The organism is Streptomyces sp. NBC_01306, assembly GCF_026340465.1.
Taxonomy (GTDB): Bacteria; Actinomycetota; Actinomycetes; order Streptomycetales; family Streptomycetaceae; genus Streptomyces.
Genome location: NZ_JAPEPC010000001.1, coordinates 7,454,412 through 7,470,149, shown reverse-complemented (window position 1 = coordinate 7,470,149; position 15,738 = coordinate 7,454,412). Strand labels below are relative to the sequence as shown.

The 15,738-nt window shown below is 68.2% G+C and carries 11 protein-coding genes and 2 pseudogenes; 6 read left to right on the top strand and 7 right to left on the bottom strand.

All coding sequences use genetic code 11. From position 1 onward, the window contains the following. Positions 1–42 precede the first annotated feature (42 nt). From OG385_RS33125 to OG385_RS33115, 3 genes and pseudogenes are all read right to left on the bottom strand, one after another. Positions 43–899: pseudogene (locus tag OG385_RS33125) on the bottom strand (IS5 family transposase). Between the two features lie 190 nt (positions 900–1,089). Further along, positions 1,090–1,356, bottom strand: a complete 267-nt coding sequence (locus OG385_RS33120) for a hypothetical protein (RefSeq protein ID WP_266860474.1) — start codon at positions 1,354–1,356, stop codon at positions 1,090–1,092. A gap of 92 nt (positions 1,357–1,448) precedes the next feature. Then, positions 1,449–2,207 (bottom strand): SDR family NAD(P)-dependent oxidoreductase, encoded by a 759-nt coding sequence (locus tag OG385_RS33115; protein WP_266860472.1) that lies wholly within the window; start codon positions 2,205–2,207, stop codon positions 1,449–1,451. 150 nt (positions 2,208–2,357) lie between these two features. On the opposite strand from OG385_RS33115, the gene OG385_RS33110 reads away from it, so the two are divergent. Then, positions 2,358–3,002 carry a TetR/AcrR family transcriptional regulator gene (locus tag OG385_RS33110; RefSeq protein ID WP_266860470.1) on the top strand — a complete coding sequence of 215 codons (645 nt, stop codon included), beginning with the start codon at positions 2,358–2,360 and terminating at the stop codon, positions 3,000–3,002. Positions 3,003–3,260: 258 nt separating this feature from the next. Beyond that, positions 3,261–4,461 (top strand): annotated as a pseudogene (locus OG385_RS33105) (IS110 family transposase). Here OG385_RS33105 and OG385_RS33100 read toward each other — a convergent pair. Then, positions 4,428–4,943: a hypothetical protein gene (locus OG385_RS33100; RefSeq protein ID WP_266861318.1), complete on the bottom strand. Its 516-nt coding sequence runs from the start codon at positions 4,941–4,943 to the stop codon at positions 4,428–4,430. The pseudogene OG385_RS33105 and the gene OG385_RS33100 overlap by 34 nt on opposite strands. Before the next feature lie 121 nt (positions 4,944–5,064). Between OG385_RS33100 and OG385_RS33095 the strand changes: the two genes are divergently transcribed. Both OG385_RS33095 and OG385_RS33090 read left to right on the top strand, forming a co-directional pair. Beyond that, entirely contained in the window at positions 5,065–5,715 is a 651-nt protein-coding gene (locus OG385_RS33095) for a hypothetical protein (protein ID WP_266860469.1), read from the top strand. 1,575 nt (positions 5,716–7,290) lie between these two features. Next, positions 7,291–8,346 (top strand): hypothetical protein, encoded by a 1,056-nt coding sequence (locus tag OG385_RS33090; RefSeq protein ID WP_266860468.1) that lies wholly within the window; start codon positions 7,291–7,293, stop codon positions 8,344–8,346. 10 nt (positions 8,347–8,356) lie between these two features. Here the strand turns inward: OG385_RS33090 and OG385_RS33085 are convergent, their stop codons facing one another. From OG385_RS33085 to OG385_RS33075, 3 genes are all read right to left on the bottom strand, one after another. Continuing rightward, positions 8,357–8,611, bottom strand: a complete 255-nt coding sequence (locus tag OG385_RS33085; RefSeq protein WP_266860467.1) for a Tn3 family transposase — start codon at positions 8,609–8,611, stop codon at positions 8,357–8,359. Positions 8,612–8,781: 170 nt separating this feature from the next. After that, positions 8,782–9,519 carry a hypothetical protein gene (locus OG385_RS33080; protein ID WP_266860466.1) on the bottom strand — a complete coding sequence of 246 codons (738 nt, stop codon included), beginning with the start codon at positions 9,517–9,519 and terminating at the stop codon, positions 8,782–8,784. Positions 9,520–9,839: 320 nt separating this feature from the next. Further along, positions 9,840–10,442, bottom strand: a complete 603-nt coding sequence (locus tag OG385_RS33075) for a TetR/AcrR family transcriptional regulator (RefSeq protein ID WP_266860465.1) — start codon at positions 10,440–10,442, stop codon at positions 9,840–9,842. 106 nt (positions 10,443–10,548) lie between these two features. On the opposite strand from OG385_RS33075, the gene OG385_RS33070 reads away from it, so the two are divergent. Continuing rightward, positions 10,549–11,718, top strand: coding sequence for a S9 family peptidase (locus OG385_RS33070; RefSeq protein ID WP_266860463.1), 1,170 nt, complete (start codon positions 10,549–10,551; stop codon positions 11,716–11,718). An 889-nt stretch (positions 11,719–12,607) separates the two neighbouring features. Continuing rightward, a complete protein-coding gene (locus OG385_RS33065) occupies positions 12,608–15,691 on the top strand; it encodes a discoidin domain-containing protein (protein WP_266861317.1) in 3,084 nt (1,027 codons plus the stop codon). Positions 15,692–15,738: the final 47 nt, after the last annotated feature.

The window sequence follows — 15,738 nt, the reverse complement described above, 5'->3', positions numbered from 1 at the left end:
GGCCGAGGGCCGTTCCGACCACCGTGAAGTAGAGGAAGCCGATCAGTGCGGTGCAGCAGCCGACGAAAAGACCGGCGGCCCGGCGCAGCAAAGCGGGGGGCGGGGGTGTGGCTCGGTGGCGGTCTTGTCGTAGCGGGTGGCCAGGCCGCGCCACTGCTTGAGCTTGTTGATGCAGCGCTCGACCGTGTTGCGTTGCTTGTACGCGTCGCGGTCGAAGGCTGATGGTCTGCCGCCGCGGCTGCCGAGACGTTTACGGTTGGCGGCCTGGTCGGCGGGCTGCGGGATCACTGCCCGGATCCCGCGTCGGCGAAGGTGAGAACGAATCGCGCGGGACGAGTAGACCTTGTCGCCCAGGACCATGTCCGGTGTGATTCTGGGGCGGCCGGTCTGCCGGGGCACCCGTAAGCGGGCCATCACCTGGGGGAACGCAGGCGCGTCACCTGCCTGCCCGGGCGTGATGACGAAGGCCAGCGGACGGCAGAGGCCGTCGGCGGCGAGGTGGATCTTGGTGGTCAGCCCGCCGCGGGAGCGTCCGAGGGCATGGTCGGCGGGCTCGCCGGCCGGGGCCCGTTTTGACGGGCCCCGGCGGCGTGCTGGTGAGCACGCACGACGGTGGAGTCGACCGCGACAACCCAGCCGAGATCGCCTTCGGCGTCGGCCTGGGTGAGCAGAGCGGTGAAGACCTTCTCCCAGGTGCCGTCGGCGGCCCACTTCCGTAGACGGTTGTGGGCGCCCTTCCACGACCCGAAGCGCTCGGGCAGGTCCATCCACGGCGTCCCGGTCCGGTACTTGGACGCGATCGCGTCGATCACCTGCCGGTGATCACGCCACCGCCCTCCCCGCTGCGGAGTCCGATCCGGCAGTATCGGCTCAATGCGTGCCCACTGGGCGTCAGCCAACGATCAGATGATTCGAAAGAATCGGCCTAAGCGCTGTCGCCCGTCCGGGGGCCGGACGGCGAGTGCCTTGGGTCTCGATGGTGGCCCGGTGTATCCGATCACCGTCGCATCGACCGGCTCGGTGTGCCGCACCTTCGACCAGATTCGGCCCGGCCGGTACACGCCGCTGCCTCTCTTCGCGACGATGCCCTCAATGCCTTGGCAAGTGAGGCTGCTCGTACCAGAGCAGCGCGATCGTGCGGTCTCCGGTCGCCGGCACCGGCTGGATCGGCGGCCCTATCCCCTCCAGCACGGTGAGAAGGAGCCGGCGTCTCTCCGCGTACGGGCGGCTCAGCCGGATATCTCCGAGGTCCGGGTGGGCCAGGAGGTCCCACACCGCGTAGTGGGCCGGGAGCTGGGCGGCGAGCAGACCGCCGCGAACTGGATGGCCGAGAGCGGCGGCGGCGAGGCCCGCCATGTTGCCCACCGGGCCCGCGGGGCGGACCGCGTCTGATACATCTCCCGGTTCTGCCAGGTAAGGGGCGGGCACACGGTGTGGGCCGGGGGCGCCTACAGCAGGGCGCCGCCGGACACTTCGAGGCGCTGGGCGGTGACCCATCGCAGGTCCTCGGAGGCGAGCGCGGCGATGGCGTCGCCGATCTCCTGCGGTTCGCCGACGCGGCCGAGCGCAGTCTGCGCGCTCAAGCCCTCGCGCATCTGCGCGTCGTCCCGCATGGCGCCGCCGTTGAAGTCGGTGGCGGTCGGACCCGGTGCGATGGTGTTGACGCGGATCTTGCGCGCCCCCAGCTCCACGGCCAATGTCCGGCTGAGGACCTCGACCGCCGCCTTGGAGGCCGAGTAGACCGAGGTGCCGGCACTGGTGTGGCGACTCAGGGAGGAGGAGACGTTGATGATCCGCCCCCCGTCGGCCAGCACGGGCGCAAGCGCCTGGATGAGGAAGAACGTGCCGCGCACGTTGGTGTCCATCACCGCGTCGTAGTCGTCGACCGTGACCGCTTCCAGCGGTCCGAACAGCCCGATCCCGGCATTGTTGACCAGGACGTCCAGCCGGGTCGCCTCCCAGCGCTCCAGCTGCGCGGCCAGGTGTGAGACGAAGGCGGGGAAGGAGGCCACGTCGCTGATGTCCAGCCGCAATGCGGCGGCCGTGGCGCCGGTGTCCTGAATGCTCTTGACCGTCTCCTCGGCCGCCTGCGCGTCGCCGCGGTGGGTGACGATGACGCGCAGCCCGTGCCGGGCCAGCGACTGGGCCGTGGCCCTGCCCAGCCCGCGATTGCCGCCGGTCACCAATGCGATCTTGCCTGACTCCATGAGTGCTTCTCCATGCGGTGACGGAACGACGCCGGCGGGAAGTGCTCCCGCCAACCGAAGGCGAGTCGGACGACTCGCCTCTCTGTCCACGTAAACACCTGCACAGTGGCGAGTCAAGTGACTCGCCTCGTGATGGGTCATACTGGGCCCATGACCGCAGGACTCTCCGCGCACCATCAACGACTCGCCCAGCGCAAGCGCGAGGCGATCACCGCAGCGGCCACGAAGCTGTTCCTGGACCGGGGATATGACGGGACCTCGCTGGCGAAGATCGCGCAGGAAGCGGTCGTCTCGAAGTCCACGCTGTTCAAACAGTTCCCCACCAAGGCAGCGCTCTTCGAAGCCATCGTCACCGAGTACTGGAAGGGTGGGCCGGACCAGGCGGCGCCCGCAACGCAGCCCGGGGACCTGCGCGCCGGCCTGAGCGCGATCGGCCGCCAGTACGCCGACCTGATCGGCCAGCCCGCGATGGCGGCCCTCTTCCGCATCGTCATCGCCGAACTGCCGCGCTTCCCGGAACTGGGACGGGCTCAGTTCGAGCTGGGAAAACTGCCCTACTTCATCTCCGTCCAGCACTACCTGGAGGCCGAGCATGCCGCGGGCACTGCGGTGGTGCCCGACGCGGAGAGCGCCACCAACCAGTTCCTCGGAATGATCGCCAACTACGTCCTATGGCCGCAGATGCTGCTCGCCGACTGGAGCCCCGCACCTGCCGACGTCGGCCACGCCGTCGATGAGGCGGTCACGACGATGCTCGCCCGCTACGGCCGCAGCACCGGCGACCCGCAGCACTGAGGGCGCCGACGCGGGTGCGGACGCCCCCCGTTACCTTTTTGGTGGCCCCACAACGGGGCTCCCGGTCTCCGGCTCGGCATGACTGTTCCCCCTGTAGTTCGCATGATCCGGGGGGGGTCACCGGGCCGGAGGCACCGGTAGACCGCTGATAGAGGCAGGACCACCAGCTCGCTGGGAGGCTCTTCGTAACGTGGATGCCGGCGACTGGTGCCACGCCAACGAGGCCGGGAAAGCACGACCTCATAAGGGATCAGCGTGATCGACACCGGAGATGTGGACGCCTTCCTCGGCCTGGACGTCGGCAAGGGCGAGCACCACGGAACCGCTCTGACGAGGGGCGGCAAGCGGGTCTTCGACAAGCGGTTGCCGAACAGCGAGCCCAAGATGCGGGCCGTGCTGGACACGCTCACCGCCAAGCACGACACGGTCCTGGTCGTGGTCGACCAGCCCGCCTCCATCGGCGCCCTACCGCTCGCGGTCGCCCGGGACGCCTGATGCCGCGTCGCCTACCTGCCCGGCCTCACGATGCGCCGGATCGCCGACCTCTACCCCGGCGAGGCCAAGACCGACGCCCGCGACGCGTCCGTTCGCCGACGCCGCCCGCACCATGCCGCACACCCTGCGCGGCATCGAGCTCACCGACGAGACCATCGCCGAGCTGGAGATGATCGTCGGCTTCGACGACGACCTGGCCGGCGAGGCGACCCGCATCGTCAACCGGCTGCGCGGACTGCTCACCCAGATCCACCCGTACCTGGAGCGTGTGCTGGGGCCGCGGCGCGACCACCCGGCGGTCCTCGCCCTGCTGGAACAGTTCGGTTCTCCGGCGGCCCTGCGCAAGACCGGACGCCGTCGCCTGCTGAACATCGCCCAGCCGTTGGCCCCGCGCATGTTCGAGCGCCTGGTCGAGGACATCCTCACCACGCTCGACGAGCAGACCGTGATCGTCCCGGGCACCGAGGCGGCCGCGCTGATCGTGCCGAGCCTGGCCGGCTCCCTGCGAGCCGTCCTGGATCAGCGCGGGCTGCTGGAGAAACGGATCGAGGAACTGCTGGACGAGCATCCGCTGTCCAAGATCCTGACCTCCATGCCAGGCATCGGGACCAGGACCGGGGCCCGGGTCCTGATCGACGTCGGCGACGCGAGCGCGTTCCTGACCGCCGCCCGCCTCGCCTCATACGCCGGACTCGCCCCCGCGACTTGCAGTTCCGGCTCCTCCATACGCGGCGAGCAACCCTCCCGCCGCGGCAACAAGCAGCTGAAACGGGCGTTCTTCCTAGCCGCGTTCGCCTCACTCAACGACCCCGCCTCCCGGGCCTACTACGACAAGAAGATCAACCAGGGAAAGCGCCACACCCAAGCACTCCTCTGCCTGGCCAGACGCCGAGTCGACGTCCTGTTCACCATGCTCCGCGACGGCACCTTCTACGAGTCCCGGCCCGCAGCGGCCGACAGTTGAACTCCACGGGAATCTGCCAGCAGCACCACACGGTCCGCCGCTGGATCGAACCCGAGCACCAGGTTTCCCCAGTCGCCCTCCGCAGTCATCCGCACGGGCTTGCCCAGCCGGCGTCCGATCGATCCCAGGAAGCCGCACAGGATGTCCACCCCCTCCTGGCCCTGCAGTTCCCGAAGGTCGACATCGAAATCGATCTCACCTGACGACATCGGCCAAAAGTTCGCCAGCACGCCCGCAACAGGCCACACCCGCACCATGGCTGTGTCCGCGTCGGCAGGACGCGACAACACCGCCTCCGCCGAGGGCAACGGCACCAGGACATCGTCTTCCCAGTACTCCCACACCCACCCGCACAACCGGACCATGTCAAACACCGACTGCCAGTCCTCGACCGAGGCGCCCTCCACGCAGACGTCCGGCAGAGCGCCCATCAGGTCAGGGTCGAAGAACTCCTTGACGTTGTCCCACAGCAGATCCGGCATGCCGCCATGCTGCCTGCCGGGGCCACCCGACCGCAGACCGATTTCCTTGACGAACCCCATAGAGGCACCCCCGGAAAAAAATTGCTGGGCAGGCAGGACCGCCCGAGGTGAGAATGACGCGGTGCTGATCGTGAATGCCGTCCTGGAGACCCCGGACACCGTTGACTTCTCTTTCTGGCCGGTGGCTGACCTGCCTCCGTACCAGTTCATGGCTCTGTCGGGCAGTATGTCCCCGCTCGAAGTCGGCACCGCGCTGGCCATGCTGGCTGGCTACAACTGGCTGGCAGATGGCGACGATCGCCCCCTGACGGACGCCGGCGAGGCGATTCGCCACCTGCTGGAGACAGACAAGGTCATCGCACCAGGAGGCTTGCGCATCCACGACACACGAACCAACGTCACCGTCCTGCCCGGATGTTGTTGCGGCCTGGAGGACTGGCGCGAGTGGCTCGACGTCGCCAACGGAGAGACCCTGTGGCTCGGCCATAACCCTTCGCCAAGGCTTGAGCACGCCGACGAGGCCGTGCAGCTGTGGCCGGACGGAGCAGACGCTCACGAAACTCCTTCCGGGCTGCCCATCGAGATCGTGGTGGGTGACCTACCGGGAATCCTGCAGACCGTGCAAGAGGGACTGCAAGGCTTTCTCTATCTCACCAAGCAGTGGGCCACTTGCCACGTTCCGACTCTCGCCGAAGACCTGGCAGCCAGACTCGACGAAGATCTGGCCATCAGCGCACCACTGCCAGATACCAGCGGCCAGCACGCAACGTAATCGATCACGAAATCTGTGCCAGAGCCACTACTGCTCGATAAAGCCAGGGGCACGACCAGGTCCCAGGATCCAGGCGAGAACTCCATGGCTTCGTTCATCTCCAAGGGGTTCTGGCACAGATCTTGGGGAGCGGTCGCGGAGCGTCACGGGGAAGGCAGTGGAGCCGATCCGGAGGTTCCTGGTCGGCTTCGTCGCTCGGGACAACCGGCCGGGCAGTGTCCGCAGCTACAGCCTTGCCCTACTGCGTTGGTGGCGCCGGCTCCGGGTGGTCCAGGTCGAGTGGGACCGGGCGACGCCCGCCGAGGTGCGTTACGAGCTCTCAGGATGCGTTCAACTTCATGTCAGTTCCGGGCTGTCGAGTCCGGGCAAGGAGCGAACCGGTGATCCCCTGTGGATTCACGACGCTCGGTCTCTACTCTTCTCGCCGGCGCCGCCTCCGAAGCACCCTTCGGCCTTTGGTGGTTGATTCCTCCCTCAGCAGCGACATATAGACCAACACATCCGAGCGGCGGGAAGCGTCGCGGGACACTGCCAGCACACAGAGGCAGAGGGTCATCGCCAGTGGGCGGAGAGTACCTCGTACGGCGCTGATGGCAGCGATGACCACCGTGATGACGCCTGCCGAGTCAGGGAGCCCTGACAGCACGGTGAGGCCGTTCACTGTGTCCTCCTCGCGCCGCACAGGGCCAATTTCAGGGCGCTACCGGTGAACGGATTGCCTCCACCAGCAGCGCGCAGCGATGCACACTCGACCTGAAGGGGTACTGCTGAACCCCGATGGTATTGCCGATTCAAGATGCCTCCAGGTCCCTGTGACCGACCGTATGCCGGGCACGAACGTCTCACCGTTGGGCCGGCCTTCTGTCCGCAACCGGACGTGACCGTGCGCGGGCTTCCGCTGGTGGCGCCTCATCAGGCGTCTCCTCGCGATCTGCCCTACCGAGAACACTGCCGGACGCCCAACAGTGGGAGACATTGAATGGCGCTAGGCCCCTGAAGTTGACGGCAGTTCCGCTTGCAGTGATCGGTCAACTCCACAAGACTTGACGGAGGTTGACGAACTTTACGGGGGACGGGTTGCCAGAGATCTCGATACTCAGCGTGGACAAACTACCCGAAGGCGCCCACCGTGATCTCGTAATGGCCCTTCAGGAGCTTCACCGTTCCGCGGGATGGCCAGGCCTCCGCAAGGTAAGTGAAACGATCAAGCTCGGCGACTTCGCAAGCACGCTCAGCCATGAGCGTCTGCGCGCCATCTTGCAAGGTCGCGGAGGGTTGCCGCGGTGGATAAATCTAGAACCCTCAGTGCGAGTCCTGGCAGGTTGGTGCCATCCCCGTCGAGATCCCGACATCGAGGCCGGGCGTTTACAGGCTCTTTGGTTTTCCGCTGCCGGCCACCCCAAACCCGTTACTTCAGAACAACCGAAACCAGGAATCCCCCATGCGGCAGTGGAATCCTTCGAATTCACACCAATAGCACTCTCCGCGGACGGACTGCCTGGACCAGGCCCTTCTGGGCACACGCCAAATGCCCCCGCCAGTCTCACCAGGCCGGAACGCCTCCTGCGGCACGTCATGACATTGGAAGGCCAGGACAGAGCCGGTGACATCCACGTGGAGCTCAGCAGGGCGGGAACCGCGTGGGATCTTGAAGAGGTGGGTGAGGCCGTCACCTACCTGCGTTCCATGCAGTGCGAGAGCTATGCCCTCAAGCTACTAACGGCGGCAGGCCAGTTGAGGCCGATCGCCGAAATCGCCATGCTCACGGAGCGCCTCGCGGAAAGTGGGCAATCACACGACGCAACCGTTGTGCTCAGGGCGGCCGGGATTCGGCGCCCCACGGAGGTGCCCTTGGCGCTTGTGGAACGCCTACGCGCCTCGGGACGTCGACAGGATGTGCGCGCCGTCCTGGCCGGCGCCGGCGCACAGCGTCCTGTTCTGCTCCTCGACGAGCTGCTCGCGATGCTCGAAGGCCGGGGCTATGGGGATGAGACGCGAATGGCGCTCAACGCCACAGTCAGTGAACGATCCCACGCCGAAATACGCGAGCTGATCGACCTTCTCGACATTGCAGACCGAACTCCTCAGATTCAATGGATCCTGGATCGCATCGCCCGGGAATGGACGTCTGAACAAGTCGCCCAGTTCGTGAATGAACTTGGACCGGCTACCCGGTACGCAGAGGTGCACACTGTGCTGGACATCGTGGCAAGGCACACCAGTGTGAACGCTCTGCTCACGCTTACTGAGGCGCTGAGAAGCACAGGGCGAGGGGTCAGCGCCGACCACGTCTTTGCCGCTGCCGGACGTCACAGGTCTATCCAAGACCTGATGCTGATCATGCGGTGGTGTGCACAGCACGAGCGAGAGGTCAGTCTGCAGGTCCTCTTCCGAGGGGCGGACGAGGGAGGACGTAGACGCTTCTGGAAGGCCGTCAAAGTACTCCAAGGTCAGGCGCAATGGTTTCGTATCGATGCGAACGCCATGATCCAGCGAGCCGGCATCTCAACCGAGGGCCTGGCCTCAACAGCCGTGGAAACCTCGCCCGGTGTCTCTGCCGGCGGGAGCGAAGTAGCTCTTGGCAGGCGAACAGGTAATACGGAGTCCGACGCCGTTGTTGAGGATCGGTAACTCCAAAGCCTCATGCGTGACCGCCAGGTGCCGCCGTGCTCTCCATCCCGGCTACTCCTGCGGGCGCTCGGCGCCGTCCGGGTCCCGCAGCGGGCGCCGGCCGGGGGATCTGCGGGCGGAAGAAGGCGTAGCGGCCCAGGAAGTTGATGTGGTCGAACTGGAGGGGTGAGAGGCGGGCGAGGAGGTCGTCGGTGACAGGGAACCCGTCGGCGGCGAGCTGCTTGGCCGCGTGGTCGAGGTAGAGGCCGTTCCACAGGACGACCACGTTCAGGGTGAGTCCGAGCGCGCCGAACTGGTCTTATCCGAACTGGCCCAGCTCGGTGGCGGGTCCGCCTGCGATCTGAAGTTCACGACGGCGAGTAGTCGTGAAGAAGTTGGAGGGGGACGCGTTCCGTCGGGCGTGTCGATCGCGTCGTCCCCGTGCGCTTCGCGGTCCTACTGTGAGAACGCGTAGGTCCGGTCGGGGTCGAGGTGCAGTTCGTTGGGCCCGAAGCAGTCGGCCGCGAGGGTCGCGACCGGAGCGCCGCAGGGGCAGGCCCGGTTGAGTCCCTCGTCGCCTATCGGTCCGCAGCACCCAGTGCTGTTCTCCCAGTTGGGCAGGGGCTGGAGGCCGGCGGCGTCGTCGGGATGCAACAGCGCTGTGTGTCGCGTGCCGGCCGAGATGACGAAGCCCTCTTCGCGGCAGACTGCAGGGCCGCGCGACTGAGTCGGCTTCGGGTCCTCTTGATCGTCCTGCACGACGTAGGGGGGTCCCCAGGGCTCTGCATCGATCGCGTAGTGGCCCCGCGGAACGGTGGAAGGTGCCTGGCGTGTCTCCTTGTCCCGGTTGCGCTCGTCGTCGGAGACGTCAGGGATGGCGGCAAGCTCGGCCAGCTCCGGCGTGATCGCGGTGCCGCACTTGGAACAGAGGAAGACAGTCATCCCCTCGTTGTAGTGCTCAGGACTGGTGTTTCGCATCCTCGTTTCGCTGCTCGGAGTCGCTATGCGCGACGACGCCACGGAATTGGGCTTGCCCAGGTTGACGGTGGTGTGGCGGGCTGCGAGGTCGCGCATGGCGGCGAGCTTCTGCTCGGCGGCGGCGAGGCTGGCTTCGATCGCGGCGAACTCGCCGAGCCGGCCCTGTTCCTTGGCCTCCTGGAGCCGGTCGAGCAGGTTCGCGTGGATCTCCTTCAAACGGGGCATCTGCTCGGGATCGGGCCGCAGGACAGGGCAGCGAATGCACGCGTGCTCGTGGACGCAGGGGGTGCCTACGTCGCGTGCGCAGGTGCCGAGGGCGACCGCAGCTCGAAGTGGGCCAGGAAGTCCTGCCACTCCTGCGCGGTGGGCTCGCGATACTCCTCACCGGGTCGCAGCAACCGACGGCGGGCGCTGAACACCGTGTGACCGGACCGGACCGGAGCGGACCGGACCGGACCCCGGCAGCGAACCACGCGCCATGGCGTGCGCACTCGCGCTGATCGCCGTTCATGCTCTTCCAGCCCCCGAACGCCTGCCTAGCGGACGGCCGCCTTCAGCCCGGCTTCGATCACACGGGTGAGTGTGTCCAGGTACGCGTCACCGCTGTCGCCGTCCATGATCAGCATGCGGAAGCCCAGCGGCGCGATCAGCAGGTCTGCGGCCAGTTCCAAGTCCAGCAAGGCCGGGAGCTCGCCCCGATCGATCGCCGTCTGCAACATGGCGTGCACCGCGGCGCGGCGCGGTGCCGCCACGCTGGTGTGCACCACGTCCGCGAGCGCGCTCATGCGGCGGCTCTCGGCGAGCAGTCCGGGGCCGATGCCGCTGACCACCGGGTTGGCCAGTTGACTGCGGAGGCTGTCGAGGAACTCGCGCAGGTCCGTGCCCAGGGCCCCGGTTGCCGGAGTGGGCGGCAGTGCGTACTCCACTGCCTCTCGGACGAGTTCGGTCAGCATTTCCTCTTTGGATGCCCAGCGTCGGTAGAGCGCGGCTTTGCCCACACCGGCCCGCCGTGCGACCGCCTCCATGGACATGCGCTCGTAGCCGGTCTCGGCCAGCTCGTCGAAGGTCGCCTCGGTGATGGCCTCGGTCACTTGCTGCCGCAAGGCCGCGCCGCCGGTTGCCCTGCGTTCTGTCGCCATCCGGCAAGCATAAAGGAGTGGAACGGGTGCGTTCCGTTCGGTGATGGGTTAGCGTTGGCCCAACCAGACGGAACGGAACCGTTCCGTTCCAAGTGGAGGTGCTGGCGTGAAATTTCTTTACGACGACGAGTCCTTCTCCTTCGAGGCGCTGCGGGCCGCCGGTTACGCCACTTACGGTGGCGCCGAGCTCGGCGAGGTCCTGGTGACCTGCCGTCAGGTTCCCGAGGGGGACGAAGAGGCGTGGTCGGACCAGTGGGCCGCGACGGCGGCGCGGGTCGAGCGCATCGGCCGGGACGCGCTGGCCGCCGGACACCGGGTGAGTGCGCGGGAGGCGTTGCTGCGGGCCTCGAACTACTACCGGACCGCCGACTTCTACCGGCGGGCGGATCCGGCGAACGACATCGAGTCCGCGCGGCTGGCGAAGGCGTCCCAGCTGACCTTCGCGGACGCCGCCGCGCTGCTCGACATCCCAGCTCGCGCCGTGCGCATCCCGTACGAGGGGACCACCCTGCCGGGCTATCTGTTCCTCGCCGACGAGTCGGGCGGGCAACGCCCGACCGTGCTCTATCACGGCGGTTACGACTCCACCCTCGAAGAGGGCTATCTCGCATTGGCCGCGGGGGCGTTGCGGCGCGGCTACCACGTCCTCGTCTTCGACGGGCCCGGCCAGGGAAGCACCGTGCGCGAGCAAGGCCTGCACTTCCGGCCGGACTGGGAGGCCGTGGTCACCCCTGCCGTCGAGTTCGCGCTCGCCCTGCAGGAGGTGGACCCGGACCGGATCGCGCTCATCGGCACCAGCCTCGGCGGGTATCTCGCTGCACGGGCAGTCGCTTTCGAGCGTCGCATCGCTGCCTGCGTCCTGCACGACGGGGTCTACGACGTCCACGCCACGTTCGAGGCGGTCGCCCGGGCCGCGGCGGAAGTCCCCGGCGGCCTGGACACCGTGATGGCGCAGAGTGTTTCGGCGCGCTGGCTGGTCCGCAACGGCCTGTGGACCCTCGGGGTTTCCGACATGGACGAACTGGTCGAGGCTTTCCGCGCCTACACGTTGGAGGGAGTCGCAGAGCGAATCGCCTGTCCGACGCTCGTTCTGGAAGCGGAGAACGACCAGTTCTTCGCCGGCCAGCCGCAACGTGTCCTCGACGCGCTGACCTGCCCGAAGGAACTGATCTCTTTCCGTGAGGAAGAGGGCGGCGGCGAGCACTGCCACGAAGGCGCGGTCGCCCTGTGGCACCAGCGCACATTCGACTGGCTGGACACCGTGTTCACCGTGTGAGCCCTGAGGGCCAAGAAGATCAGCCGGTCGGGCCGCGCCTGGTCCTCGACGCCGTAACCCGGCTCCGCACCGATGGCCACGACATCGAATCCGTGCCCGACACGCCGAACCGACACCGCCGAAGAGGACGGAGAAAGGACGGAGAAGAGGTCTGATATCCCCGTCCGTGACCAGCGAAGCCCCGTGGCAGGAGCACCCGGGGCCGCTGTTCGCTCTCAACAGGCCGGGCAAAGTCACTGACTTCTTCCATCAACCGAACACTCTGCGCTTCCCGCTCGGTTGGCCGCCCGAGTGGACGGGGCTCTGTCATGACGAGGCATTCGCAGGTGACAGCGCGCAGTTCGCGGTTCGGCCGTCGGGACTCCACTCGGAAAGACCAGGAGCGACGTCAAGGGCCGTACTACCCCCGGCGCCCTGCACGCCGGGGTAGTACGGCCGATCCAGCGCAATAGGGTCGAATGTCGCCGGTCGGGAGGCAGTCCCGCCCACGACGGGGCCCAGGCTCGTGACCGCGCCCTGTCGCGGGTACGGCGCGGGCAGCCCACCCACGGTCGCTTCCGAGTCCATGGGGCGCGTTGAAGGTGACAAGGGCATACGGGATGTGCCCCCTCGACCCCACTTCCTGACCCAGCAAGAACCCCAACGACAGGCCCTGGCGTCAGACGCCGGGCCTGTCCCCCGGCGTCCCGTTACATGCCGGACAGCTCCGGTCGATGCCGGCCGCCATCACCTCGCACGCGCCCCTTGACGTCGCCGCACGGCGGCCGAAAACTGACCCTGCCCGACAACGTTGTCTATTCGCTTCCGAGAGGCATCGAACGTGCCCCAGCTCCCCCCTCTCCCTGTCAACCGGCGTCGATTCGTCCAGCTCCTGGGGGCCTCAGCCGCCCTGGCCGCGCTCCCCACGGCCCTCAGCGAGGGCGCCGCGTCCGCCGCCGGGCACCCGGGCACCGGTGCCGGCACGGGACACACACCCGCCCCGGACCCGGTGGCTGAGACCTACTACCGGGTCCTGCTCGCCCACACCAACTGGTCGGAGACCCGGTGGGACTCCGACAAGGGCCACTACACGGCCACCGACTTCGGCTTCGCCGTCGTTCTCGGCAATGCGGTCCTTCTCACCCACGGCACTTACGACGCCGACAAAGCCGGCGTCGACGCCGCCACTCTGAAGGACCGGACGATCGCCTCGATCCGTCACTTCGCGGGGTCCAACCGGAACAACGGCGGCACCGAGTGGGGCAAGACGCTCTTCTTCGACACCACCTTCCAGCTGTACTTCGCACTGGCCGCCCGGCTGCTCTGGGACGACCTCGACGCCGCCACGCAGAAGAGCGTCGACTCACTGATCCGTAACCAGGCCGCCTACACCACCTCGCTCGGCGCCGGCGACGACCCGCTGTCCTCCCCGTGGACCCCCAACGGGCTGAAGGGCGGCTGGCAGAGCGACACCAAGGTCGACGAAATGGGCGTCTATGCCCAGTCGCTGGTGCCGGCGCTGGTCTGGTCGCAGGACGACCCGCGTTATGAGGACTGGCTGGCTGCCTACCGCGCCTGGGCACGGAATGAGACGGGTCTTCCGGCTGCGGACCTGGCCAACCCGGTCACCGTGGACGGGACTGCGGTCAGCGACAACACCGGGCACAACCTGTGGGACACCTTCCTCGTCGAGAACCACGGCTCCTTCGAGCCGCACTACCAGGAGGAGGTGTGGCGCACCTCCGCCCGCACCGCGATCCACTACCTGACCGCCGGTCGCGCCCTGCCGCAGGTGGTCACCGACCAGCCCAACACCGGCCCGCTCTGGCGCAGCATCCTCAACGTGATGAGTGACGCGGGTGAGCCGTTCATGCCGATGATCAATGACCGGGAGCACCTGTACGGCCGTGACGTCATCCCGCTGGCGTTCCAGGCCCAGGTGATCGGCGACCGAGCCGCCGCGTGGGCCGAACAGGCCATGGCGGAACGGCTGGAGGCCTATCAGGTATATCCGCCGGAGTACCGGCTGGCGAAGTTCTCCGGCGAGCCCAAGTACGAGCCTGAGGCCCGCGCCGAGGTCGCCATCAGCTACCTGCTCCATCTGTGGGCGGCGAAGTCGGGACGGCAGGTCCAAGCACTGTCGGAGAAGGGGTTCTTCGAGCAGGCGTCCGGTGTCATGGACTTCGGCGAGGTCCCGGGCCTGTTGTCGCACCAGTCGCCGGCCGCCTGGTCGGCGGCGGTCAGCAAGCCCGGGTTCGTGAAGTTCACCTGGCAACCCGCCCACGACGACTGGCTGTTCAAGCTCAGCGCCGCCACTCCGATGTTCCTGCCGGCCACCACCGGCAAGGTCGCAGGCCGCCAGGTGCGCACCTACCACGCGGTGCGTGACGGCTTCGACGGCAGCGCGACCGTCCTGGACCTCGGTTCCGCGGCCTATGCCGGCCTCACCACCCTGCCCTCGGGCGCGGTCGTGTACGCCACCACCGGCACCGGAGAGGGTGAAGGGCACCTGGAGGTCTACAACCTCACCATGCCGGGCGTGGCCGGTCTCACCGGGTCGCGCACCTACCGGTACGCAGAGGGCAGTCACGCCGTGGCCGCCGCCGACAGTTCCGGCGGGGCCACCGGCGGCGGCCGGGTGGACTCGTTGACGTTCACCCGTACCCAGGTCCGGTATCTGCGTATGCAGGGAATCCAGGGCGACCCCACCTACGGCTACTCGATCTACGAGTTCGAGGTCCGGGACGGTGGCGACGGTGGCGACCTCGCGCGGGGCGCGGCTGCCACCGCGTCCTCCTCCGACACCGGCATGGGTCCCTCGCTCGCTGTGGACGGCAGCACCACCACCCGGTGGGCGGTCTCCAAGGGGGACAGGACCCGGGCCGACAGCTGGCTGGCGGTGGACCTCGGGCACGCTGAGGCCGTGGACCGGGTCACCGTCCGCTGGGAGGCTGCCGCCGGACGGAAGTACCTCCTGCAGGGCTCCACCGACGGGCAGACCTGGACCGATCTTGTCTCCTGGCCCGCTCCGGACGCGTCGAGCAAGGGCGGCTGGCTCGACGTCGACGGCCGCGCCGGGCTGGTCGTACGCGGCTCGAAGCTGCCTCTGTCGGTCTACGGCGACACCGTTGTCCTGGCGGACGGGCCGTCAGGGCCACTGCTGGTGGAGGGCATACCCGGCGCCTCGGCGAGCACCTTGCGCGAGCTGGCCGGGCGGCCGGTGCCGAAGCCGGACACGGACGGAGTGCGGGCGGCTCTGACCGAGGGCCACCTCAGCCTGTTCAATCTGACGGGTTCCGCTGTGTCCACCACAGTCGAGGTGGCGGCCTCCGGTACCGGCCTCGCGCTGTTCGAGGGCCGCCAGACGGTCACACCGGACGGGCTTTCGCTGGTGGCCGGTCTCGATGCGGCCTCGGCGGTGCTGCTCGCTCCGCGCTTCACCCTGCGCCCGCTGACCGGTGGGCGGCTCCCTGCCGGTCTGGTCGCCGAGGTGCTGGACGGCGCCACCCTACGGCTGTCCGGCCCGTCCTGCCGGGTGCTGGTGACCGGCCAGGGCCGCAGCTCGGTCGCGACCGTCCGGGGCACCGTCACCGTCCGGCTGTCCGGAGCGACCGCGTTCCCGGTGGACGATCTGGCGCTGGGCCGGACCGTCTTCCCGACCAATCCACTGCCGCCCGGTATGTCCGACCCGCGGGCTGCCGTCGACGGTGACCCGCACACGGCGTGGACGCCCGGCCCGAACGGGCGGATGGTGGTCGACCTGGGCTCCTCGGTGGCGTTCAGCACCGTCCGCGCCGAGTGGGCGGGGGGCCGCGTGCCCACCGGCCGGGTGGAGGTCAGCGACGACGGCCTGACCTACCGGAACGCGGGCACGACAACCGGCTCCGGCGCTCTGCGGCAGCTCACCACCAGGGCCACCGCCCGTTACGTCGCTCTGGCGACCGACACGTCCGGTGCGGGGACGGCCCACCTGGTGGCACTCACGGTGCGCTGACGGGTCGCGGGAGCCCCCGGCCGGCGCCGGCCGGGGGCTCACCCGTG

Bases quoted from the DNA above. Each gene is read 5' to 3' on its own strand.
- OG385_RS33115 (WP_266860472.1), bottom strand. From the start codon at position 2,207: ATGGAGTCAGGCAAGATCGCATTGGTGACCGGCGGCAATCGCGGGCTG.
- OG385_RS33100 (WP_266861318.1), bottom strand. From the start codon at position 4,943: ATGCCGGATCTGCTGTGGGACAACGTCAAGGAGTTCTTCGACCCTGAC.
- OG385_RS33110 (WP_266860470.1), top strand. From the start codon at position 2,358: ATGACCGCAGGACTCTCCGCGCACCATCAACGACTCGCCCAGCGCAAG.
- OG385_RS33075 (WP_266860465.1), bottom strand. From the start codon at position 10,442: ATGGCGACAGAACGCAGGGCAACCGGCGGCGCGGCCTTGCGGCAGCAA.
- OG385_RS33090 (WP_266860468.1), top strand. From the start codon at position 7,291: ATGACATTGGAAGGCCAGGACAGAGCCGGTGACATCCACGTGGAGCTC.
- OG385_RS33120 (WP_266860474.1), bottom strand. From the start codon at position 1,356: ATGGCGGGCCTCGCCGCCGCCGCTCTCGGCCATCCAGTTCGCGGCGGT.